The organism is Peribacillus phoenicis (genome assembly GCF_047238085.1).
GTDB lineage: Bacteria > Bacillota > Bacilli > Bacillales > DSM-1321 > Peribacillus.
Window position 1 is genome coordinate 3701066 of record NZ_JBDFMF010000001.1, and the last position, 23538, is coordinate 3724603.

Below are 23538 nucleotides of genomic sequence, written 5' to 3' on the forward strand. Positions count from 1 at the left end.
TCCCCCTTCATTCGGCTCTATATTTTTATTATAGTATAAGAATCGAATTATCTCAATTTTTAAAATATTGAACACTTCCATATTAGGGAAATCCCTTCTTGGTGAATTTTGAAAGTTACTGGTATATGTTATGGTTAAAGTGAATCCATATGATGGCCGTGAAAGAAGAGGCACTGTAACAAAAGCGCCTTGAACTTTCTGAATTATGCCCCCCGTTTTCATGTATAATTTATGTAAGCTTTCCATTCGGTCAGTTTTTAAAAGCAATGCTTCTTATACTCCGGAATGCGAGAGTGTAAGATTACTATATAACAAAGGTGGTGAAAGAATGGAATATAGTAAGACCTTTTACACTAAGGAACTGCAGACATTAAGCGGAACGCTCATGATCGAGGGGCCGTTAAGCGGCGAAAAAATGTCCGCTTATGAGTTTCACGAAGACTTGGTCGCCTTTCGCCCGCCTGCTTTGCAGCATAAAGCGTTAATAGAGATTGCAGACTTGCCTGAGGGCAGGATCTTTATCGCCCGCGAAAATGAAACAATCGTGGGTTATGTAACTTACTTATACCCCGATCCCTTGGAGCGCTGGTCTGAAATCAAGATGGAGGACCTGATTGAGCTTGGTGCAATAGAGGTCATCCCTAAATACCGGGGTGCCTCCGTCGGGAAAAACCTAATCCGCCTTTCCATGGAAGACGATTCGGTTGAAGACTTCATCATCATCACCACTGAATACTATTGGCATTGGGATTTGAAAGGGACAGGTCTGAATATTTGGGACTATCGCAAGGTCATGGAAAAAATGATGAGTGCCGGTGGTTTGGTCTACTTTGCTACAGATGATCCTGAAATCAGTTCCCATCCGGCCAACTGCCTGATGGCACGTATTGGCAAAAGGGTCCCGCCGGAATCCATCCAGAAATTCGACCAATTGCGTTTTATGAATCGGTTTATGTATTAAAGAGGCGAGTAAGAGGAGGAAGGAAAATGATTGTTGAAACAATAATGAATGAGGATATTATCACCCTCACTCCAACGGATACAATCCATAGCGCTGTCTTGATCATCAAGGAGAAGCGAATTCGCCATATCCCCATTGTCGATGACAGCTTTCAACTTGTGGGATTAGTCAGCGACCGTGATATTCGGGATGCTGCCACTTCTATATTCCGTACCGAAGAATACAAAAATGATTTACAAAAACCACTATCAAGCATCATGAAAACGGAAATAATCACAGGGCACCCACTGGATTTCGTGGAAGAAATCGGGGCTGTTTTCTGTGATAACAATATCAGCTGCCTTCCAATCGTAAAGGGAAGGAAGTTAGTGGGCATCATAACCGGTTCTGATTTACTTCATTCATACGTTGAGTTGACTGGAGTCAATCAGCCCGGTTCCCAAATCGAAATCAGAATCCCCGATAAGGCAGGTTCCCTTCATGATATTGCCCATATTTTCAAAAGGCGCAATACGAATATCCTGAGCACCCTTGTTTATCCTGAAAAAAATGGAACCGACTATAAAATTCTTGTAATTCGTGTACAGACGATGAATCCATTTATGGTGGTGGAGGACTTGAAGAAAGAAGGCTATACCGTTTTATGGCCTAGTCTACCGGGGATTTCACATGAATGATACATCCCTTTTCGTTTATTCGGATGAACTCCTTACCTACAAATTCAACGATGAGCATCCATTCAATCAAAAACGGCTTAAACTCACACTTGATTTATTAAAAAAACACCATGCCATCAATGATGATCAAATTATCAAGCCCAGAATGGCAACCGATGCAGAATTGGAACTGATTCATGATCACCATTATGTAAACGCTGTCAGATTGGCAGGCCAGGGAAAGCTCCCCCCTGAAAAGGCTGTAAATTATGGGCTAGGAACGGAGGATACCCCTATCTTCCCCAAAATGCACGAAGCAAGTGCATTGCTTGTAGGCGGTACCTTGACGGCTGTGGATGCAGTCATGACCGGTCAGTCCCTGCACGCACTTAATCTTGGCGGTGGACTGCATCACGGTTTCCGCGGGAAAGCCTCGGGCTTTTGCATTTACAACGATAGTTCGGTCGCGATTAAATACCTGCAAAAAAAATATGGGGCGCGTGTCTTGTATGTCGATACCGATGCACATCATGGTGATGGAGTCCAATGGTCATTTTATGATGATCCGGATGTATGTACACTATCCATCCATGAAACGGGTCGCTACTTATTTCCCGGCACCGGCAATATTAACGAGCGGGGCCAAGGAAAAGGCTACGGCTATTCATTCAACATCCCGGTCGATGCGTTCACAGAAGATGAATCCTGGCTCGAATGCTACAGGGCTTCCTTTAAAGAGGTCATTGAATTCTTCAAACCGGATGTCATATTAACGCAAAACGGAGCAGACTCCCATTATTATGATCCGCTCACCCATTTATCAGCCACCATGAAGATTTATAGAGAAATACCAAAGCTGGCCCACGAAATGGCCCATAAGTATTGCGAAGGACGGTGGATTGCAGTGGGCGGCGGCGGATATGACATATGGCGCGTCGTCCCGAGGGCTTGGGCGAGGGTCTGGCTTGAAATGACGAATAATGATATATCAGGTCCCCTATCAAAGGAATGGCTCGATTGCTGGCAGCCTGAGTCCCCTGTTCCCCTGCCGAATGAATGGGATGACATGGAGGATATATACGAACCCATTCCGAGGAAGCCTGAAATTACCGAGAAGAATGCCCTGACGCTTGAAAAGGTCCTTTATCCCATCAGGTTTAATAGGCAAACAACGAAAAGCAATGAACAAAGTTAACAAAAAGATCGTTGAAAAACGATCTTTTTTGTTCGGGCAAACATTAGAGAAACAAAAAGAGAGTGCCCTCAGGACACTCTCCAAACCAGTTTATTTCGTTGATTGACGGTTTTCAATCCGATGCGGCAGGATCACTTTTTCAAGACCTTCCTCCACTTGTTCTTTATTCATCAACTTTGTAAGAAGCCTCATCGCAACCGCACCAATATCATATAAAGGTTGAACGATCGTCGTGATTTGCGGACGCACCATCAATGTCAATCTCGTGTTATCGAAGCTGATCACTTCAAAGTCTTCCGGTACATTATATCCTTTGTCCTGAGCGGCATGGACAATTCCAAGCGCCATTTCATCAGCACCGGCGATGAATGCTGTCGGTCTGTCTTCAGCTTCCAGGTACTTTTCAAAAGATTCAATTCCTGAATCATATGTATAATCACCTTCAACGACATAACTTTCATCAAATGAAAGCCCAGCTTCTTTCAATCCTCGTTTATAACCAGTCAATTTCATTTCATTAATCAGCGCGGAAGGGTTTCCGCTTACAAAAGCGATATGCTTGTGGCCTTTTTTAGCGAAGAAGGTCACTGCGTCGAATGCCGCCGCCTCATAATCAATATTGACCGATGGAACTTGTCCGCTTTCATCCACCGAACCTGCCAGAACGATTGGAACAGGTGAATTCTTAAACTCTTTGACATGCTCATCAGAAATGTTGCCGCCCATGAATACGATACCATCCACTTGTTTTCCAAGCATCGTATTCAGCAAATGGAATTCCTTATCTATATTCTCATCAGAACTGCTTAGAATGATATTGTATTTATACATGGTGGCTATATCTTCTATGCCCCGTGCCAATTCTGCAAAAAAGATGCTTGAGATATCCGGGATGATGACCCCGACTGTAGTCGTTTTCTTTGAGGCAAGTCCCCTTGCCACTGCATTGGGACGGTACCCTAACTTCTCAATTACATCTGAAACTTTCTTCCTTGTTGCAGGCTTTACATTTGGATTCCCGTTAACTACGCGGGAAACGGTGGCCATGGAAACATTCGCCTCACGCGCCACATCATAAATGGTTATATTATTCATTCATCCATTCCTCCATTTCTTTCATTTTCCCCATAAAAGACCCGAATTATTTCGGAAAATAATCTTTTATGCGTTTTTCTCTATAAGGAAGATTATTTTAGGAACGATCTGCCTAACAAAAAATGCAGTCCTACTCTCTTCTCAGTCAAATATTCAATACCCTATTCAAGTATAAAATTCACATAGATATCACTTTATGTATGACTCAATCTTCCGAACAGTTCTCATTCTTGTTATTTATCATACGATAGTCGAATCTTTCCTGCAATCCAATAGTGCTCATTTCGAAGCTTTTTCTGCAAAAACTAGTATTTTACCATTAAAAAAAGCCCTTGCCAAGTTGGTAAGGGCCGTAAATAGATCATTTAAAGAATTTCTTAGCTTATACAGTTACCCAGTTCAAACGTTTAATCTCTTCGTAGAATTCATCAAATTGTTTGAAGTCCATTTGCTGTGCAGAATCCGATAAAGCAACGGAAGGATCTGGATGCACTTCAGCCATAACACCGTCAGCACCGATTGCAAGAGCCGCCTTAGCCGTAGGAAGCAGAAGATCGCGACGTCCAGTTGAATGCGTTACATCAACCATGACCGGTAAATGAGTTTCTTGTTTTAAAATCGGTACAGCAGAGATATCAAGTGTATTTCTTGTTGCTTTTTCGTAAGTACGGATACCGCGCTCACAAAGGATGATGTTGCCATTGCCCTGCGACATGATGTATTCCGCTGCATGAATGAACTCTTCAATCGTTGCCGCCAGTCCACGTTTTAAAAGAACTGGTTTATTTACAGCACCTGCCGCTTTTAGCAAGTCGAAGTTTTGCATGTTGCGCGCCCCGATTTGGATGACATCGATATGATCGATTGCCGCTTCGATATCGTTGGCACTCACGATTTCACTGATTACAGCCAAGCCGTATTCATCAGCAACACGTTTAAGTATTTGTAATCCTTCCAAACCAAGCCCTTGGAAGTCATATGGAGATGTACGTGGCTTAAATGCACCGCCGCGCATCAATTTCAAACCTTTAGCTTTAATGACTTCCGCCACCGCAGCTGTCTGTTCATAAGATTCAACGGCACATGGTCCGAAAACGAAGCTAGGGATCCCGTTACCGACCAATTCACCCTTAATGTCGATGATCGTGTCTTCAGCCTTTTGTTTTCTCGATACAAGAAGCGTTTTCTTCTGATCATCTTTTTGCAGCTCCAAGCCCAATTTAAAGATTTCCTTGAAAATATGTTTAATCGAACCAAGATCAAGCGGTCCTTGATTATTGGCTTCGATAAGATCCAGCATTGTTCTTTCACGGACCGGATCGTAACGGTTTACACCTTGTTTTTCTTTAACGCGACCAATTTCCTGTACAAGTTCAGCACGTTGATTAATAAGATGTAATAACTGAAGGTTCACATCATCCAGTTGATTACGAAGTCCATCAAGCTCTTTGTTGCTCATTACAAATCCATCCCTTCGTTTTTTAAAATAGAAATCGGTTCAGCAGACTCAAACTTAAAATCCCATATGGATCCACCCCGATTGTTTTATCAATGAAAAATTTAGAATATTTCATGTATGATTAAATCAATTATAAATGAAGTGCCCATAAATGTCACTATATTTTTCTTTAATAATTAAACGCTTTTAAGCATTAAAGTTATAAATGCATAAAATCAGGTGTTACACATGCAGGAAAAACGATTTAGACTGAATATTGGAACAATCCGTTGTAGGAATTATATTGGAAATAGAACAAGAAAGCTATAATTTAATTGATATTTTATCTCAAAGAGCATTGGACCATGATCAAATCGTCTGCCACTTGAACAGGAAGGGCCTTTAAAGAAAAGGTTTCCCCTGGAGATCGTTTAAAATTCCAATTACCACCAAATCCAATAATAAAAGGCCGGACCCCTTGCCAAAGGGATCCGGCCTTCATGAATCATTCAGAGATGGCCTTGCTCAATGAATCATATGTAATACGCCAATGAGACTCATTCCAGGTCGGTTTTCCACTTTTAAAAAGGATGGCCTGAGGTGATTGATGTTTGACATCAAATGTTTCTGCCACATAATTGGATAGTGGACGAGCTTCCTGAACGGCTAAATAGGCCGTTTTAATTTGTGCGTTCTCTAAGATGTACCTCTCATATTGTTCAAATGCTTCAGCGCTGACCGGGCACGTTACGCTATGCTTGAAAAGCAGGAATGTATCCTCTTTTAGAAGCTGATTGAATTGTTCTTCTGTTTCGATTTTGCTCATGACCATAATACAGTCTCCTTTCCTTGTACATATAAATTTTACCATCAAAAAGGCGATGAAGCCATTGAAGCACTTCACCGCCTTATTCTTCGTCCCTTTATGCCTCTTCATCCCCATTAAAGGAATTCAAGGAATATTATTTCTTTAGATTATTCTCTGTTTCATCAAATGCCTTTTTCGCTTCATCTAGTTTTAATTTTGCCGCATTCTTGTTTCCGCTTGTAGGATCGGCAGGATTATTTGCCGAATCATTGCCGTTAGCAAAGTTCGTTTCGACGGATACGATAGGAGAATCGGAAGTTCCGGTTACATCTATATCCTTATTGCTCGAATTCGTCGTATCATCAGCTGCGTCGCCGTTTTCTTTACCCGTTTTTAGGCTTTTCACTTTATTGACGATATTTGAAGATTTATTGGAAACGATTTCCGTGACAGAGCTCGTTTTCTCTTTTGCTGTATCAGCAAGTACTGTACCTTTTTCCATCGCCGTTTGTCTTAATCTTTCCGTTTTCTCTGAAATGTTTCTAGCCTGTTCATTGAAGTCATTCCTTAATTCCTTGCCTGTTTTCGGAGCCATGAACAAAGCTGTAGCCGCTCCGATCATCCCGCCGATCAAGGCGCCAATCATAAAGTCCTTCGAATTGATCGAGTCGCGTTCGTCCTCATAAGATTTCTGATAGTCCTTTGCCGCAAATTCTTTTTGAGTCATAATACATTCCCCTTTCAATTTTAAGTTCATTTTTTTACCTTGATTTTAAGATCTAGATCGTAAAAACCTTTTTTTAGGCAGGTTATCTGTTTCCAGTGCTTCCCTTTCTAACTCCGCCCTTTCGGTTGGAGTCGGGGCAGCCTGTTTGCTTCTCGCCTTCCACTTGTCTCTGATCTCCATGGCAACATTGCTCCATTGTACAATTTGTGAGATTCGGTCTTGATTATTATCAATCTCAGCCTGCACTTTATGGGAAACCTTTTGGATGGAAGAATTGAAGCTAGAGATGGATGTTCCTACATCCTTCACCGCATCCACCACCGTGTTCAGGTTTTCTGACTTGTGCTGCAAATCTTCAGCCAACGTATTCGTTTTATGTAATAACTGAGTAGTTTCGAGCGTTATGCCCTGCATTTGGCTCTCTAGTCCTGTCAGCGTCCGGGCCACACTGTCCAGGGTAGTTTGAAGTGATGTCAGTACCTTTGTTAGGAAAATAACAAGTACCAAAAAAGCTATCGCTGCAACAGCAGCACTTACGTATAAAATAATCTCCATTGGAACACCTCCGAAAAAAATCGACTTATTTAATAGCTGTTAGATATTAATTACCCCTTCCCTAATATTATAAACGTATTTATTTTTTCAATATACCCTATCAAACCCTAATCTGGAAATATTGTTGTCTGCATCCAGTTCCTCCGTAAATTCATGGGTCACACTTATGGCAGGAAATCGGGTATGATAGAAAAGATAAGTCGAATTTAAACAATGGAGGTATTTTTTATGAAAGATCCCAGAATTGGTACATTGGCCAAAAACTTAATCAATTATTCCGTGAAGCTTCAAAAAGGTGAAAAAATCTTGATCGAAAACTTTGGATTGCAGCGTGAACTTGTTAACGCACTTGTGAATGAAGCCTATGCAGCAGGTGGTTACCCATTCGTCCTTTTAAAGGATCACCAAGTGGATCGTGCCTTGCTGATGGGTGCCAAAGAAGAACAGTACAAGCTGATGGGTGAGTTTGAAGCAAACGTAATGAACCAGATGGATGCTTATATCGGGCTTCGTGCCGGGGATAATATCAATGAACAATCCGATGTCCCTTCAGAGAAGATGGAGATTCATGGACAGACAGTCGGTAAAGTACATAGAAATATCCGCGTGCCAAAAACAAAATGGGTCGTACTTCGCTACCCGACAAATTCCATGGCCCAATTAGCCAAAATGAGCACAGAAGCGTTCGAAGACTTTTATTTCGAAGTCTGCAACCTCGACTATGGCAAAATGAGCGCAGCAATGGACAACCTTGTTGAATTGATGGATAAAACGGATAAGGTCCGCTTAACTGGGCCCGGTACGGACCTAACCTTCTCCATCAAAGACATTAAAGCCATCAAATGTGCGGGTGAGCTGAACATTCCTGACGGTGAAGTATATACGGCTCCGGTTAAGGATTCCATCAATGGAGTGATTTCGTATAATACTCCGTCCCCTTATCAGGGTTTTACTTTTGAAAACGTGAAGTTAACATTCAAGGATGGAAAAATCGTTGAAGCGGTTGCGAATGATACGGAACGCATCAACAAAATTTTTGATACTGATGAAGGCGCACGATATGTCGGTGAATTTGCAATTGGTGTAAATCCTTATATTCTACACCCGATGCAAGATATCCTCTTTGATGAAAAAATTGATGGAAGTTTTCATTTCACTCCCGGACAATGCTACGATGATGCCTTTAACGGAAACCATTCAGACATTCACTGGGACCTGGTCAATATTCAGCGACCTGAATATGGCGGCGGGGAAATCCATTTTGATGACGTCTTGATACGTAAGGACGGACGCTTCGTTTTACCGGAACTGGAAAATTTAAATCCAGAAAATTTAAAATAACGTAAAAACCAATAAAAAAACGACCGACCCTCTACAGCGGGTCGGTCGTTTTTTTATTTTACCTGCAGTGAATGCTCATAGGCTGCTTGGAACTTTTGAATGTCCCCTGCACCCATGAATAACACGACACTGTTTTCATGATTTTGCAATATTGATGTTGTATTCTCCGTAATCAGCTCGGCACCGGGAATCTTATCTTGAAGATCTTCAATCGATAACTTCCCTTGATGTTCACGAGCAGATCCAAAAATTTCACATAAGTATACTTTGTCGGCCAAATTCAAGCTGTCGGCGAATTCATCAAGGAATGCCTGAGTTCTCGAGAAAGTATGCGGCTGGAATACCGCAACAACTTCACGCTCTGGATATTTCTGACGAGCCGAGTCGACAGTTGCAAAGATCTCGGTCGGATGATGTGCATAATCATCAATGATGATCTGACTTCCGATTTCCTTTTCGGAGAACCGGCGTTTAACTCCGCCAAAAGTCCGCAATTGGGCTTTCACAGCTTCCGTATCCAAGTTTTCATATTTACAAAGTGCAATGACACCGAGTGCATTCAACACATTATGCTTTCCAAAAGTAGGAATAATGAATGTATCATAGTAATTGTTCCTTACATGCACATCAAAAGTCGTGCCATCCGGAGTGACGGAAACATTTTTCGCTTGAAAATCATTTCCTTCTGCAAATCCGTAAAAAATAACCGGTACTTTCGCCTGAATATGTGGTAAATGTTCATCATCCCCGCACGCAATGATGCCTTTGTTGACTTGAAGGGCCATCGTTTGGAAAGCCTCGAACACATCTTCGACATTGGCGAAATAATCAGGATGATCGAAATCGATATTCGTCATGATTGCATAATCCGGATAGTAGGAAAGGAAATGACGGCGATATTCACATGCTTCGAATACGAAGTAATCAGAATTCGCGATTCCTTTACCCGTTCCATCCCCAATCAAGAAGGATGTCGGTTTAGCGCCCCCCATCACATGGGCAAGTAAGCCGGTCGTCGATGTTTTACCATGCGCTCCCGTAACCGCCACGCTGATGAAGTTTTTCATGAAATCACCTAGGAAACGGTGATAACGGATGATCGGCAAATCAAGTTCTTTTGCCTTCACGATTTCCGGATGACTATCCGGAAACGCATTTCCTGCAATGATGGTCATTCCAGGTTGAATATTTTCCTCGTTGAAAGGAAGGATTTTAATCCCGGCTTTTTCTAATGCCAATTGTGTAAAAAATTCTTTTTCGTAATCGGAACCCTGCACTTCAATATTCATATCATGCAGTATTTGTGCAAGAGCACTCATACCCGATCCTTTAATTCCCACAAAATGGTAAGCAGTCATAAAGCGAACCTCCACCAATCGTCTACCTGTATGACAGTATATGACGTCATCTTTTATTTGTTTTTTCATTACGAGACTTGTTAGTAACGCAATTTCTTCATAGGTTTTTCAAGCTTATATTTTCAATCATTCATCAACAAAAAACTATTATATCACTTTTTTATTCATTCATCCATGTCAGGCAGATGCCAATTTATCAAATCATTGGCTTTTACCTTAATTAAGGTGATAAAAAAGGGTTTTCACCCTTTCACATTATATACAATTTCCTTTTATTAGGTTCTCTTAATTAACATGTAAAAATTCCAGTTCTTCTTCCGTAATCAATACATCCCTGGGCCTTGAGCCCCTGGATTCGGAAACTACTCCATGTTGCTCCATCATTTCGATTAGGCGCGCTGCACGGTTGTAACCGACACGGAAGCGCCTTTGGACACTAGATGCAGATGCAGCCTGCTGGCTCACGACAAATTCACATGCCTCGAAAAACAGTTCATCCGCTTCTTCCGTGACCTGGGCCCTGTTCAGCAAGTCTTCCTGCTCGAACAGGTATTTTGGCTGCTGCTCCAGTTTAACATGGTTGACGACTTGGTCGATTTCTTCATCACTCACAAAAGTCCCTTGCAGGCGCACCGTTTTTGAAGAGCCGTTTTCAGCGAATAACATATCTCCTCTTCCCAATAATTTTTCTGCACCGCCGCTATCGATGATCGTACGGGAGTCGACTTGTGAAGAAACCGAAAAAGCGATCCTTGTCGGGATATTTGCCTTGATCAATCCAGTTATGACATCGACTGAAGGTCTTTGAGTGGCTACAATCAAATGGATGCCGCAGGCACGGGCCTTTTGGGCAATCCGGCAAATCGCTTCCTCTACATCAGCCGGGGACATCATCATTAGATCCGCAAGCTCATCGATGATCACCAGGATATAAGGCAGCTTGCTTGAATATTGACCGGCTTTTTCCGCTTGGTCATTAAAGCGGGTGATATCACGGACACCGGCATGTACAAACAATTCATAACGCCGTTCCATCTCCTCTACAGCCCACTTCAACGCAGCCGTAGCGGCTTTTACATCGGTTATGACTGGACTGACCAAATGCGGGATCCGGTTATATGGGGCGAGCTCAACCATTTTCGGATCGATCAATAGCAATTTCAACTCCTGCGGCGTCGCTTTATAAAGCAAGCTTACCAGCATGGTGTTGATACAGACACTTTTCCCCGATCCCGTTTGCCCGGCTATCAAGCCATGCGGCATCTTTCTCAAATCCGTGATGATCGGCTGACCGGATATATCGAGTCCTAAAGCCACAGCAAGCGGTGATTCATGCTCTTGAAACTCAGTACTTTCCAAAACCTCCCGCAAAAATACCGGTTTGCTTTTCCTATTCGGAATCTCGATGCCAATTGTATGTTTACCCGGAATAGGCGCTTCCATCCGCATATCCTGAGCAGCTAGGCTTAATTTGATGTCATCCATCAGGTTCGTCACTTTATTCACCTTCACTCCCGGTTCCGGATGCACCTCGAAACGAGTTACTGCCGGTCCTTGAGTGACATTGACGACCTTTGCACGGACATTGAAATTTTTCAATGTCTCATCAAGTAATAAAGTCTGTTCCTCGAGCCACACATCATCATGCACAGCATAAGTGGGAGGTGTCAGCAATTCGATATTAGGAAACACATAGTATGGATTTTCATTTTCATCCGCTTCGACGGAGCCAAAAATTGCCGGGATTTCGCCCTTACTGCCTTCTGCCGCTGCCTCTGTATATACTGCTTCTTGATACCCGTGTCCAGAAATCGGGGATTCCTGTTCCAAGAGCGGCTTAGGGTTGGAACCGATGTTGGATTCGACTGTATTTTCAGGCACAGCAGCGACGGTTTCGGAACCAACCTTAGCGTCCGAAAAGGTAAGTGATATGGCCGGAGTCTGCTCTTTCGGAATAACTCTGCCTTCCTCCTGTTTCCGTTCAGGAATGGCGGTTGGTTTCGCTTGTCCTGCCTCTGTTTGGGCAGAATCATCCATTGGCCGCTTATCAGGTGATACTACTGCCCTTTCCGAATTAAGGCTTTTTTTTTCCGGCATCATTTTATTCATGAAGTCATTTTTTTTCCGATCTTGCTTAAGCATCATCACATTAAATGGGATATGTTTTTTCGGACGTTTGTGCTGCACTTCAGGTATTGCCTCAGATGGGTCTTCAGGCATTGTCCCTTGACTAACGGATGGTTGATTTGATTGTACAGCAATCTCCCCAGGAACCGATATCGCTTCAGGCGGTGTGTCGTCCGTCTGTTCCATGATGGATACAGCGACTTCGCGTCCAAATTCTACTTCGTCCTGTTCAATAGCCTCTTTTTCCACCGCAGGCTCAATTATGTTGGGCTCGATTACTGCTTGTTCTGGCAGTGTCTCAATGGAATTCCTGCGAAAGAAAGCGGGTATCTCTGAATCTTCCAGTTTTTCTTCCGCTTGTTCCGGTATAAGAACGGATGGTTCTGTCGTCAATTCCTCATGTGACACTTCTTTTGGAATTTCAGGAATCGATGCTGGAATCCCGATATCGGGTTCTTCCTTTTTTAGGACGGGCATTTTGCTTTCTAATTCATATTCGACAATTTCTTCAGAAACGACTGTTTTTTTTTCCGGACGACGGAACCCATAAATGGGTGAAGGGATTTCCGTCGGCCGGAATGGAGTATTTGAAGGGACTATTTTTGAGACTTCCTCCCGTTCGAAGTTTCTCCGTTTTGGTTCAGGATCCCTCACAGGCCTTCTTGTTTCTTTGGCCGCGCTCCCCTTTTTGGGTTCATGATCTTCCCTGTTTCTTTCCCTAGGCTTTCTTTTGCTCTGTTCACGATCTGGAATGAGCGGAAACTTGAACTGCCCTTTTGGATATTGAAACAGGATTTTCGTATCCGGGTCTGGCGTCTGCGACATTTTTTCCACTTTTTGATTGTAAACCTTTATTTCTTCTTCCTTTGACTTCGCAAGCTTTGAAAAATCCATTTTCCTTAATGTCTCTTCATCAAGCGGTTCATCTATAATAATCTCTTCAATTTCAATAATTTCCTCTGCTTGGAACCATTTTTTCATCTTATTTAGCCATTTCAAAACTATCACTCTTTCTACATCTGTAGTTATGTAACTAATTCTACCAGTTATTTTAAAAATATCGAGAAAATTTAAGCTAAATTGGGATTAGTATCTATTTTTTTATCGCACTCTTACTAACTTAACGTATTTCGCAGAACTCCTACCCTATTAAACCCCTTCTGGTATGAGTTTAAACCTGCACTTCGTGAAATAACATTAGCCCTTAGTCTACTATTTAAATAAAACACCGCTGTTAAATCGCGTTTACAAAGAGATTAAGTTTTCATGTGGCGCAAGAAGCAGACTGGTCAATTCATTGAAGCATCCTTCACGAAACCTCCGGTGGCATCCTGAAACCCATAAAACACCGTTCGTTAATACCGAACGGTGTTTTGTGGGTTTCTGCACTTTTTTGCAAACAAATTTACCAATGGAACTATTCCCATTCATAAAAATCGCATACAACTTGGGCCACTGATTTGGATGCGATCAAAAGGGCATCTTCATCAATGTCGAATTTAGGATGGTGATTGAAATATGCCTTCTCCACCCCTTTCGGTTTACAGCCAATGTAAAAGAAGCAGCCAGGAATCTTTTCTGCATAATACGAAAAATCCTCTGAACCTGAGAAAACCGGAAATTCCAAAACCTTCTTAATATCTTTGTCTTTCATGCTTTCCAGACTATTTTTCACGAATACAGTCAGTTCAGGGTCATTAAATAACGGAGGATAATCAGGCACATATGTTAGCTCGCACTGAACATCAAATTCCGTTTCTATCCCTTTGACGATCCGGTGGATTTCCTTATCGATCAGCTTTTGGGTTTCTGCTGTCATATAACGGACATCCCCTTCAATTTCTATACGATCTTTAATGACATTAAAGCTTCCTTTTCCATCGAAGGAGCCGATTGTGACCACGCCCATATCAAAAGGGTTCAAGCGGCGGCTGATTACCGTTTGTACGGCTGTCACGAAATGGGCGCCTGCCACAATGGCATCATTAGCCATATGCGGGGACGAACCATGGCCGCCTACACCCTTTATCGCCAACTTGAAATAGGTCCGTCCAGCCATCGAATAGCCGCCGTGATACCCGACAACTCCTGCTGGATGGGACGGAAATAAGTGGATTCCAAAAACGGCATCCAGTTCATCCAAAAACCCTGATTCCATCATGCTTTTTGCTCCACCTGGGGGTGTTTCTTCTGCATGTTGATGGATTATTTTTATCGTACCGGATAGGGAATCTTTAAGCTCATTGATGCAGTCTGCCAGAACCAATAAATAAGCGGTATGCCCATCATGTCCGCAGGCATGCATAACACCTTCATTTTTTGAACGGAACGGGACATCCGCTTCTTCTGTAATCGGCAATGCATCGAAATCTGCACGGAGACCTATCGTTTTCCCAGGTTTTCCGCCTTCGATCGTTACGATGATCCCTAATCCATTTCCTACATTCGTTTGAATCGACACATCCTTTCCCTTATAAAAATCAATGATATATTGTGCCGTTCTCTCTTCTTTGAAGGATAGTTCCGGATTCTCGTGTAAATGACGGCGGATTTGAACCATTTCCCCTTTACGGGCTTCCAGCATGTTCATTAATTTGCTTTTCACGTTCACAACTATTCTCCCCCTTATTTGTTGGTCAGGTATGCCTTTCGTGGCCCATGTATAGCATTTATACATCATGCTCTGTTAATTGTCATTGTGGATAAACAGCGTAATAGAAAAGGACCATGCTTGTAGGTCCTTACTTAGTTGCTTAACTAACGCACCGGATATTCTGGATATTACTAAAAAGGATTCTATTGGAATATTTGCTGTTCATATTTCCAATATAAGCTCTCGGAGCTATTCTTTTCTAAGAAGGTGACTATAAATTTAGTTTTATAATCTGGATCTGAAAATGAAACTTTATGATTGTATGTCCAACCTATTTTTCCTAATTTGCTGAAAAGATGCTGTTCATCGGTATCAGTTTCTCTCATAATCCGTTCTCTTCCGATGACTTCACCATTTCTCTTTTTGATTTCGAGAAACACATCTATATAAGAAACTTCTTGTTCACAGACAATACAGCAAGAATATTTTCTGTTAGGGCTGCTTTTCTTCGCATAAATCCACTTGTTCTCAAAGTCTAGGTTTATTATTTTTTGATGGATATCCTTAAAAAGGCTAATATCAAAATTAAGTTCCTTTGCTACTTGTTCTAAAGGTTTTTGCATAACTTCAAGTGTATATTCTTTTTTCCTTTGGTCCGTAGGCAATGAGAAAAACTCTTTCATATTAATCTCAGCAAAAACAGATTTATAATTAAACATAATAAACGAATCAGCGTCTAATTTATTTATTATGTCCAAGCCTGATACACAATTAATCAGTATTCCCTTATATTCATCCGTTTTGAATTCTGGAAGCAAACGACTGTATAAAGAAGCGATACATCTTGTTTCCCTATAAAAGATTAAATTTGCCTGTCTATCCTCTGGAAATAATAATTCAATATTTCTTATAATCGGCATAACTACCTCCGGAAAACCAATGAAAATATTTTTATAATGCCGGAACTAAGCAAAAGCCGCTACTGCTCAATTAAAAAAATTGCAACGGCCCCTATATTATATTGGACGATAAATAAGACAAAGAGTTTAGCTCCAAAGGATATTTTTGGAACTTGCTCCTTCCGGTGGCTCAATGCTTGCACTCTCCCACAACGTTCATCCGCTTGTTCTATCATTATATATTTTCAAAATATTCCAATTATATTATCACCGATTAAAAAATAAATATCAACTCTGAGTTATACACTCTATTAAACTTTAAAAGGACCGCTGCCAGATGCTGACACGGTCCTTTTGTGATTCAATATATTATTGTTCACGTTTTTTGTTTTTACCCATAATGAAGATGGGCTCCAACTCATTTTCTTCGTAAAGGAATGATAGAGCCGTTATCGGAACATGACCGCTGGCAAAGAAGCTCATCGCCATTTGCGCAAGAATATCATAGCCCGTATCATTCTTCACATCGGCAATGATGATGACATCCTGATGGGGAATGGCCACAGCCATGGTTCCCTCGATCCTGTCCTTCATTTCCCGAAGCCATGATTCATTTAGAATCCTGCTGGCATCATATCCATCATTCGTGTTCAAAAAATAAAATGCATTACCTGCAACGATATCCGACTTCATTTCAGTGGAGAGGGAACGGGCATTAAAAAGGGCAATTTCACGGATTCTGTCACCCTGCCAATTTTCCCGTTGAATCATCTTTTCATCTATAAGACGGTAGGTTTTTCCTAAATCAAGGGCATAAAAAACCCGGGTTTCAGCCGTATGTTCATCGAATAAAAATGGATTTCCTTCTTCCGATTCCATTGGAAAGGAGGTCGAGCGAATGACTGGGAAAATGAATTTCTCCTTGCCTTCCATACTGTGTTCTTCCCCCATCACATTCAGGGCCTCTTCTACGTAATAGGTAATTTCATCGATGGCCTTTTCCTGTACGTTTTCATAGTTAGCAAGCACAGGAGGCAACTCGATGGTGATCCCCTTCCCGGTCTTCACATTTTCCACCCGTAACGTATCTTGCTTGCTATCGAATTTGAATGTGCGATTCTCATCTTTTAAACGTTCCTTCAAGATATTCTTCAGCTTTGTGCTGTCCATTTTCATGTCTGACCCTCCTCTTCATTGAAAAATCCCCAGCGAGAAGGGGAAATTGATTATAATGATTGAATGAATTCCTCAATTTGTTCTTGCGTTTTGCGATCCTTGCTCACGAATCTGCCTAGCTCTTTGCCATTCTCATATGCGATGAAACTTGGTATACCGAATACATCATTAGCCGCACACACATCGATGAATTCATCACGGTCCACATAAATGAATGTAAAGTCAGGAAATTTCGTTTCAATCTCCGGCATTATCGGTTCGATTACACGGCAATCTCCACACCATGTTGCTGAAAAAAGAAAGATATGTTTGCCTTCATTTTTCAAAGCATCATATTGCTCAACTGTTTGTAAATTTTCCATTTGAATATTCCTCCTGCTCTAAATGAAACCTTAGTTTTTATAATCCCATCATACCAGAGTCTCCGCGAATCAACCATTAATACGGATCGGTTGAAAGGCAGGGGTCCTCTTATTTCTGGGGCACGGATGAAACGATTTCCATCATTTGTTTTGCATCGGTTTTTAATTGGTCTTTATCCGTTTCGGTTGTCAGCTTCGCCCCGCCGATCCCCACTGCAAGCTCATACTTTTCTTTCGGTATCTCTTTGATCGAAATAAAGCCGAATTTATCATCGGTTTGAAAAGAATGCAGCACTTCAAATTGATCCTCTTGATCCTTTATCGCCAAATATAACACGGAGCTGTCTTCTTTTTCATTTGGATTGACAAATAATATATAAATCTGATCACCTTTTTGTAAAATCAAATTATTATCATGTTCTTCCACTACTTTATAATCCTTTGGCAGATAGACCTGAATTAGCCCTGCCTCTTGATTGGGCTGTTTTTCATCGTCACGAAAAGCCACTTCCGCAGCCTTCATTGCCTTTTCGGTTTGTCTCTCGATACCTGAGCAGCCTACAATCAAACTGCTTATCAACAGGATAACAAGGAAATTCTTATTCGATAAAGCCATCGTCATTCCTCCAGCCGTCTCTTTTACTACCATATGGATAATATTATCCTTATTTACGGAATTCATCCATTTTCTAAAAAACATGGTACAATGAAAGCAATTTTATTATCGAGGAGGAAAACAATGAAGTTAATCGTGTATCTTGCTGGGGAGATCCATTCAAATTGGAGAAGCGAGTTGAGAGATAAGGCCGCTGCACTTAAGCTTCCTTTAGAATTCGTCAGCCCGATGGAAAATCATGAACGCTCCGATAATATCGGTGAAGATATCCTCGGGGGACAGCCGAATCCTATCCTGAAGGATGCGGCCGCTTCCCAAATCAATAATTTGCGGACAGGTCTTTTGATGAAAAAAGCCGATCTTGTCGTTGCTCTGTTTGGTGACAAATATAAACAGTGGAATACTGCCATGGACGCAAGTACCGCCGTTTCCCTGGGTAAACCGCTTATTTTGATTCGCCCGGAATCCCATCACCATGCCTTAAAGGAATTATCGGAAAAGGCGAGTGTCACGGTCGAATCCGTGAACCAAGCCATGAAGGTGCTTTCTTATATTTTTGAAGAAGGGCTGTAAATCTCCCTGTCCTTTAACCTTCCAGCTCAATGTATGAAAGACTGATCATTTTAAAGAAACGAATAAAAAGCTTGCAGGACCTCCCCTGCAAGCGAAAAACGAATATTTTACCTTATCCCTTTTTTAATGGGTATCCAAATTTCGGAGTAATAGTCAGGGTTTGAAGCGTCGTCGTTCGCGTATACTTCCAATTCAGGAGTGCCGGCATGTTCATGACCGCTGGTAGGGAACCATTCGGAAAAAATTCGCTTCCAAGCTTGTTGCATGCTATCAGGCATAGGTCCGTGAACTTCGAATACAACCCACTTGGAAGCCGGTATCGTAAGGGTCGAAAACTCTTCAGGCGCTTTTCCGGCATACTCTGCACCTATCCAATAATCCATCGTTTCATTTTTTTCAACAGCCCGCTTATCGACACATACACCAAGCAAGCCATCTATTTGGCCATTGTTCAATTTCGCTAACTTATCTCCTGTTCCATCCGAATTGACTTTCTCCCACAACTTTGGAATCCCGATCAAATTCTCTTCATTAACCAAGGAAAACTCTTGCTTGATTCCAATCAATTGAAAGGAATCCCTTTCAAGGATATTGTATTTCATCGGTTTTGCCCCTTTCAGAATGACCTGTATCATCAGGCGTTCATAGAATTTCAGCTTCCCCATGTACTTTCGGGCTTCGCTTGGAGAAACCCCATGCTGCCTTCGAAAAGCTTTTGAGAATGCCTCGGGGTTGTCATAGCCGTACTTGTAGGCTAAATCAATGACCTTGCCATTTGTGGATGAAATCTCCTGGGCCGCCAAGGTCAGTCTTCGACGCCGGATATATTCACCAATGGAAATATCCGTTAAAATGGTGAATGTCCGTTGAAAATGAAAAGCTGAAGCATTCGCCTGCCTGGAAATGCTCTCGATCGTCAGGTCCTCCAATAAATGCTCTTCGATATAGTCGATGGCCTTTTGGATTGATTCAACCCACCCCATATCCGCTCACCCCTTGTCACTATACTAGCAAGGCCGCTCTATAAAATCCTGTCTTATTCTGCTCTGTTTTGGCAGTGTTCGTTTCCATCATTCGAAACCCGCATTTCCATGACAGTGATTCAAAAATCCTACTTTTTCATTTTCAGCTTATACTCGTGTTGACCGGCTAGCATCTTCATGATATGAAGGAACATTTCGCCCCTGGTGATTCGCTCATTTGTAAATACGCCGATCGCTCCTTCCTTTTTGCTAATATTCTCTTGCTTTGTGAAGGCATCCATCACCGGGCCCAACTCTTCACCGTCCAGCAGCTTCTTGGCAACAATTCCCGGAACCGGGATTCTTGCTCCGCCAGCTACAAAGACCTCACCGTCCCTTGTTGCCATTGCACCCCAATTACACAGAAACAGGGCTTGTCCCATTTTCACGACACCGCCTTCAAGTCCGATACCCATTTCGGCATCACTGTGAATCAAGCAATTCCGGGCACGCGTCATTGCCCCCTCCATCGTTTCCTCGTCTGAAAATGGCTGTTCCGGAACCCCGCTCTCCACTTGAAGCGAAATGATTTCAGCATCTTCATATACACCAAGCACGGCACTTACTTTCGCCGGATTCTTACTGCCCACTGCTATTTTCAATATAATTACCTTCCTTCTATGTAAAAAAAAGCTGATGGAAAAGGATACATGAAGCATCCCTTTCCATTTCAGCTTCCTCCATCAACCGTTTTTTATCAAGGTCTCGAATGTCGTTTTATCACAGGAACGAACCAATTTCCCAATCAGTTCACGTGCAGCGGCATAATCATCAATATGAATCATGGATGCATGTGTATGAATATAGCGGGAACAAATGCCAATCACCCCGCTTGGAATGCCTTCGTTTGCAATATGGACTTGCCCTGCATCCGTGCCGCCTTGGGAAACGAAATATTGATACGGAATCTCATTCGACTCGGCCGTATCAAGGATGAATTCCCTCATGCCGCGATGCGTAACCATCGAACGATCGAAAATGCGGAGCAGAGCCCCTTTTCCAAGCTGGCCAAATTCACTTTTACTGCCGGACATATCGTTCGCCGGACTTGCATCCAAAGCGAAGAAAAGATCTGGTTTAATCATATGAGCTGCAGTTTGAGCGCCCCGTAATCCCACTTCCTCCTGGACAGTTGCCCCGGAATATAAGACATTTGGTAACGTTTCACCTTTTAAATCTTTTAACAATTCAATCGCAAGTCCGCAGCCGTAACGATTATCCCACGCTTTTGCGAGGATTTTCTTCTCATTGGCCATCGGCGTGAATGGACAAATCGGTACAATCTGCTGACCTGGTTTAATACCGATTCTCTTAACATCTTCCTTATCATCCGCCCCGATATCAATCAGCATATTTTTGATATCCATTGGTTTTGAGCGTTGCGACTCATCAAGCAAATGAGGCGGAATCGAACCGATGACACCAATGACCGGACCGTTATCAGTTATGATTTCCACTCTTTGGGCCAAAAGCACTTGACTCCACCAGCCTCCTAGGGTCTGAAAGCGAATCATTCCATTTTCCGTTACGGAGGTGACCATGAATCCCACTTCATCCATGTGCCCGGCAACTAATACAGTCGGACCATTCTCATTGCCTCTTTTTACGCCAAATATTCCGCCAAGGCGATCTTGGACAATTTCATCCGAATACTTTTCCAGCTCACTTTTCATGAAACTCCGAACTGCATGTTCATTTCCCGAGGCTCCCGGTAATTCCGTCAATGTTTTAAAAAGCTCCAAAGTCTCATGATTCATTTTTCTACCCCTAACCTATGTATTGTTTCTTACTATTTTACAGAACTTAGCATCGTGTTACACTAGAAAGTTCTAATTTATCAGTTAATGGGTAAAATTTCAAATTATTAGTCAAATAAAGCGTTCTTCTGTATACTGGAAGAAGTGATTTTAAAAAATGCAATGGAGGAGAAATCAATGAATTGGAAAACGTTTTTACTGGGTACTGCAGCAGGGTTTGCTGCGGGCTATGCGACAAAACAACTATTGGATCAATCAAGTAAACCTTCTCCCGATAAAGTCTTGGCCCAAGTGAAGGAAACAGTCAAAAAAGATGGAAATATATATGGCTCATGGATCTTGATGAAGCCGGAAAACTATACAAAAAATGATTTGGACTATGAAGTGTACAAAGGCGGGGTCACCAGAAACACAGAGGGTAAACGCGAGCAATTCGAATTTGTTGCAGATGCCTCAACAGGAACGATATTGGAGCTTAATGCGCAAAATGATTGAAACATAAAAGGAGGGGCGTCAAAATGACGTCCTCCTTTTGCTTTCCTTCTTAACGCTTCCGTTTCAATTCGTCCATTATCTCCTTACCCGTTACATCCCATTTGATGGCACAGTATTGGGCATCATGGTAAAAGCTGTACCAAGACCCATTTTCCAGTCCGGATTTCATCCACTTTTCCTTCGCTTCGATAGAAGTCATGGGATAATCATCATATGCGAGGACCCAGAGGACATTCGCATGGGCGTGCGTCGGCATGATATCTGCCATGTGAATCAATCTATCCCCGCCATCCTCAATGATGATGATCGCATGTCCATCACTATGTCCCCCAGTATGGATCATTTTAATACCGTCCGTAATTTCCAGCTCACCTTCAAAAGGACGTACAAGAGAAGCGACAGCCTCCCAGTTTTCTGCCCAATATGTACTTTTTGAACGAATATTCGGGTTTTTCATTTCATCCCATTCAGTTTGGGTCGTAATGATTTCTGCACGCTCGAAAACAGGCACCCAAGTTTCGCCTTCACGTTTCGTCAAACCGCAGGCATGGTCGAAATGTAGATGGGTCATTAAAATGTAATCGATATCATTTGGCTGAAGCCCAAGTCTGCCAAGATCTTCGACAAGATTGGATTCCTCCGTCACCCCAAAATTCCGTTTCTGCTTGTCATTCAGCTTTCCATTGCCAATACCGGAATCTATAAGCATGTTCAATCCATTAGCCTGCACCAAAATCGGATCCGTTCGTAGTTCGATTTGGTTATTTTCGTTAACAGGATACTTCTTGGACCAAAGCGGTTTCGGTACAACACCGAACATCGCACCGCCATCCAAGTGAGTCACACCGCCATTCAACCATGTTAATTTAATTTCCCCTATTTGCATCTTTTCCATTATACCCCTCCTCTTCCTATAGTTTAACACCCACTTCCAAATATTGAAATTGATAACGATCAAGTCGTCCTCGTGATAGAAATACACCCGCTTTAAACAGTAAAAAAACCAGATGCTGTGCACCTGGTTTCTGATCGGTGATTATGATTATTGGAACATTGCTTCCAATCTGTATATCCGGTTTCCTTTACTCGAGAACTTTTCTTCATATTCAGTCATGATATTGCCTTCAAAATTACTGTTATGCAGATCAAGGCTTACATATTTCAAGAGCATGCCGTATTCGGAAATACTCTTCAAGGAAGATTCGAATAACCCTTGGTTATCCGTCTTGAAGTGGATCTCGCCTTTGTCTGGCAGGATGCCTTCATATACTTCGAGGAAGGTCCTATAGGTTAACCGACGTTTTGCATGACGTGATTTCGGCCATGGATCAGAAAAGTTCAAGTAGACGCGATCCACGTCACCTTTTGCAAAATAGTCCCCCAAGTTCGCTGCGTCAACATTCAACAGCTTTAAATTTGGAACATCCGCTTCAATCAGCAAGTCCAATGCAGCTACAATGACACTTCCATATACTTCAATTCCAATGAAATTCACATCAGGATGGGCTTTTGCCATTTCTGTGATGAATCGGCCTTTGCCCGTACCCACTTCAATATATAACGGATTATCGTTTCCGAAAACTTCATGCCATTTACCTTTATGGCTCACTGGCTGCTGAATTACATATTGTGGAAAATCATTCAAACGGTCTTCAGCCCAAGGTTTATTTCTTAAACGCATGATGACACCCCTATTTATAATATAATCGTTCAAACCATACCACGAGTGGATGGATTCCTGCAAGTTGATTTTTTCAGGAAACACCCACTGATCAAATAAAAAA

At 42.2% G+C, this 23538-nt stretch carries 23 protein-coding genes; 6 read left to right on the forward strand and 17 right to left on the reverse strand.

The genetic code is table 11. The annotated features are described in order from the left end of the window. Window positions 1-328: 328 nt before the first annotated feature. The 3 genes from ABC374_RS18125 to ABC374_RS18135 are packed head-to-tail and all read left to right on the forward strand — an operon-like array spanning window position 329 to window position 2812. The gene (locus ABC374_RS18125) at window positions 329-961 is read left to right on the forward strand and encodes a GNAT family N-acetyltransferase (RefSeq protein ID WP_413019285.1); all 633 of its coding nucleotides are present in this window, start codon (window positions 329-331) and stop codon (window positions 959-961) included. Between the two features lie 26 nt (window positions 962-987). Further along, window positions 988-1638, forward strand: coding sequence for an acetoin utilization AcuB family protein (locus ABC374_RS18130; protein ID WP_413019287.1), 651 nt, complete (start codon window positions 988-990; stop codon window positions 1636-1638). Next, window positions 1631-2812: an acetoin utilization protein AcuC gene (locus ABC374_RS18135; protein ID WP_413019289.1), complete on the forward strand. Its 1182-nt coding sequence runs from the start codon at window positions 1631-1633 to the stop codon at window positions 2810-2812. The genes ABC374_RS18130 and ABC374_RS18135 overlap by 8 nt, the downstream gene beginning before the upstream one ends. Window positions 2813-2902: 90 nt before the next feature. On the opposite strand, the gene ccpA is transcribed toward ABC374_RS18135, so the two are convergent. From ccpA to ABC374_RS18160, 5 genes are all read right to left on the reverse strand, one after another. Beyond that, window positions 2903-3907: a catabolite control protein A gene (gene ccpA, locus ABC374_RS18140; protein ID WP_413019291.1), complete on the reverse strand. Its 1005-nt coding sequence runs from the start codon at window positions 3905-3907 to the stop codon at window positions 2903-2905. Window positions 3908-4289: 382 nt separating this feature from the next. After that, window positions 4290-5366: a bifunctional 3-deoxy-7-phosphoheptulonate synthase/chorismate mutase gene (locus ABC374_RS18145; protein WP_101222960.1), complete on the reverse strand. Its 1077-nt coding sequence runs from the start codon at window positions 5364-5366 to the stop codon at window positions 4290-4292. 484 nt (window positions 5367-5850) lie between these two features. Beyond that, window positions 5851-6177, reverse strand: coding sequence for a bacillithiol system redox-active protein YtxJ (gene ytxJ, locus ABC374_RS18150; RefSeq protein ID WP_350299733.1), 327 nt, complete (start codon window positions 6175-6177; stop codon window positions 5851-5853). Between the two features lie 130 nt (window positions 6178-6307). Beyond that, entirely contained in the window at window positions 6308-6880 is a 573-nt protein-coding gene (locus ABC374_RS18155; RefSeq protein WP_350299734.1) for a YtxH domain-containing protein, read from the reverse strand. A 45-nt stretch (window positions 6881-6925) separates the two neighbouring features. After that, complete coding sequence (locus ABC374_RS18160; protein ID WP_101222962.1) at window positions 6926-7435, reverse strand: DUF948 domain-containing protein; 510 nt, start codon at window positions 7433-7435, stop codon at window positions 6926-6928. A gap of 228 nt (window positions 7436-7663) precedes the next feature. Between ABC374_RS18160 and ABC374_RS18165 the strand changes: the two genes are divergently transcribed. After that, complete coding sequence (locus ABC374_RS18165; protein WP_413019295.1) at window positions 7664-8776, forward strand: aminopeptidase; 1113 nt, start codon at window positions 7664-7666, stop codon at window positions 8774-8776. 53 nt (window positions 8777-8829) lie between these two features. Here ABC374_RS18165 and murC read toward each other — a convergent pair whose 3' ends face one another. From murC to ABC374_RS18200, 7 genes are all read right to left on the reverse strand, one after another. Further along, complete coding sequence (gene murC, locus ABC374_RS18170; RefSeq protein WP_350299736.1) at window positions 8830-10134, reverse strand: UDP-N-acetylmuramate--L-alanine ligase; 1305 nt, start codon at window positions 10132-10134, stop codon at window positions 8830-8832. 285 nt (window positions 10135-10419) lie between these two features. Continuing rightward, window positions 10420-13260 carry a DNA translocase FtsK gene (locus tag ABC374_RS18175; protein ID WP_413019297.1) on the reverse strand — a complete coding sequence of 947 codons (2841 nt, stop codon included), beginning with the start codon at window positions 13258-13260 and terminating at the stop codon, window positions 10420-10422. A gap of 418 nt (window positions 13261-13678) precedes the next feature. After that, window positions 13679-14866, reverse strand: coding sequence for an amidohydrolase (locus tag ABC374_RS18180; RefSeq protein ID WP_413020390.1), 1188 nt, complete (start codon window positions 14864-14866; stop codon window positions 13679-13681). A gap of 191 nt (window positions 14867-15057) precedes the next feature. Continuing rightward, window positions 15058-15774 (reverse strand): hypothetical protein, encoded by a 717-nt coding sequence (locus ABC374_RS18185; RefSeq protein WP_413019299.1) that lies wholly within the window; start codon window positions 15772-15774, stop codon window positions 15058-15060. A gap of 348 nt (window positions 15775-16122) precedes the next feature. Then, window positions 16123-16929 carry a DUF1444 domain-containing protein gene (locus ABC374_RS18190; RefSeq protein ID WP_350299738.1) on the reverse strand — a complete coding sequence of 269 codons (807 nt, stop codon included), beginning with the start codon at window positions 16927-16929 and terminating at the stop codon, window positions 16123-16125. A gap of 50 nt (window positions 16930-16979) precedes the next feature. Continuing rightward, window positions 16980-17291 (reverse strand): thioredoxin family protein, encoded by a 312-nt coding sequence (locus ABC374_RS18195; protein ID WP_413019301.1) that lies wholly within the window; start codon window positions 17289-17291, stop codon window positions 16980-16982. 109 nt (window positions 17292-17400) lie between these two features. Then, a complete protein-coding gene (locus ABC374_RS18200; protein WP_413019303.1) occupies window positions 17401-17940 on the reverse strand; it encodes a hypothetical protein in 540 nt (179 codons plus the stop codon). A 90-nt stretch (window positions 17941-18030) separates the two neighbouring features. Between ABC374_RS18200 and ABC374_RS18205 the strand changes: the two genes are divergently transcribed. Then, complete coding sequence (locus ABC374_RS18205; RefSeq protein ID WP_413019305.1) at window positions 18031-18480, forward strand: YtoQ family protein; 450 nt, start codon at window positions 18031-18033, stop codon at window positions 18478-18480. 107 nt (window positions 18481-18587) lie between these two features. Here the strand turns inward: ABC374_RS18205 and ABC374_RS18210 are convergent, their stop codons facing one another. From ABC374_RS18210 to ABC374_RS18220, 3 genes are all read right to left on the reverse strand, one after another. After that, window positions 18588-19463, reverse strand: a complete 876-nt coding sequence (locus ABC374_RS18210; RefSeq protein WP_413019307.1) for an AraC family transcriptional regulator — start codon at window positions 19461-19463, stop codon at window positions 18588-18590. 128 nt (window positions 19464-19591) lie between these two features. Then, entirely contained in the window at window positions 19592-20104 is a 513-nt protein-coding gene (locus ABC374_RS18215) for a DUF84 family protein (RefSeq protein WP_413019309.1), read from the reverse strand. An 81-nt stretch (window positions 20105-20185) separates the two neighbouring features. After that, window positions 20186-21259 carry a M42 family metallopeptidase gene (locus ABC374_RS18220; protein ID WP_413019311.1) on the reverse strand — a complete coding sequence of 358 codons (1074 nt, stop codon included), beginning with the start codon at window positions 21257-21259 and terminating at the stop codon, window positions 20186-20188. 177 nt (window positions 21260-21436) lie between these two features. Between ABC374_RS18220 and ABC374_RS18225 the strand changes: the two genes are divergently transcribed. After that, on the forward strand, window positions 21437-21754 hold the full coding sequence (locus ABC374_RS18225) for a hypothetical protein (RefSeq protein ID WP_350299743.1): 318 nt from the start codon (window positions 21437-21439) through the stop codon (window positions 21752-21754). Window positions 21755-21803: 49 nt separating this feature from the next. Here the strand turns inward: ABC374_RS18225 and ABC374_RS18230 are convergent, their stop codons facing one another. Both ABC374_RS18230 and trmB read right to left on the reverse strand, forming a co-directional pair. Beyond that, window positions 21804-22649, reverse strand: a complete 846-nt coding sequence (locus tag ABC374_RS18230; RefSeq protein WP_350299744.1) for a YtnP family quorum-quenching lactonase — start codon at window positions 22647-22649, stop codon at window positions 21804-21806. 147 nt (window positions 22650-22796) lie between these two features. Continuing rightward, the gene (gene trmB, locus ABC374_RS18235; RefSeq protein WP_350299745.1) at window positions 22797-23435 is read right to left on the reverse strand and encodes a tRNA (guanosine(46)-N7)-methyltransferase TrmB; all 639 of its coding nucleotides are present in this window, start codon (window positions 23433-23435) and stop codon (window positions 22797-22799) included. Window positions 23436-23538: the final 103 nt, after the last annotated feature.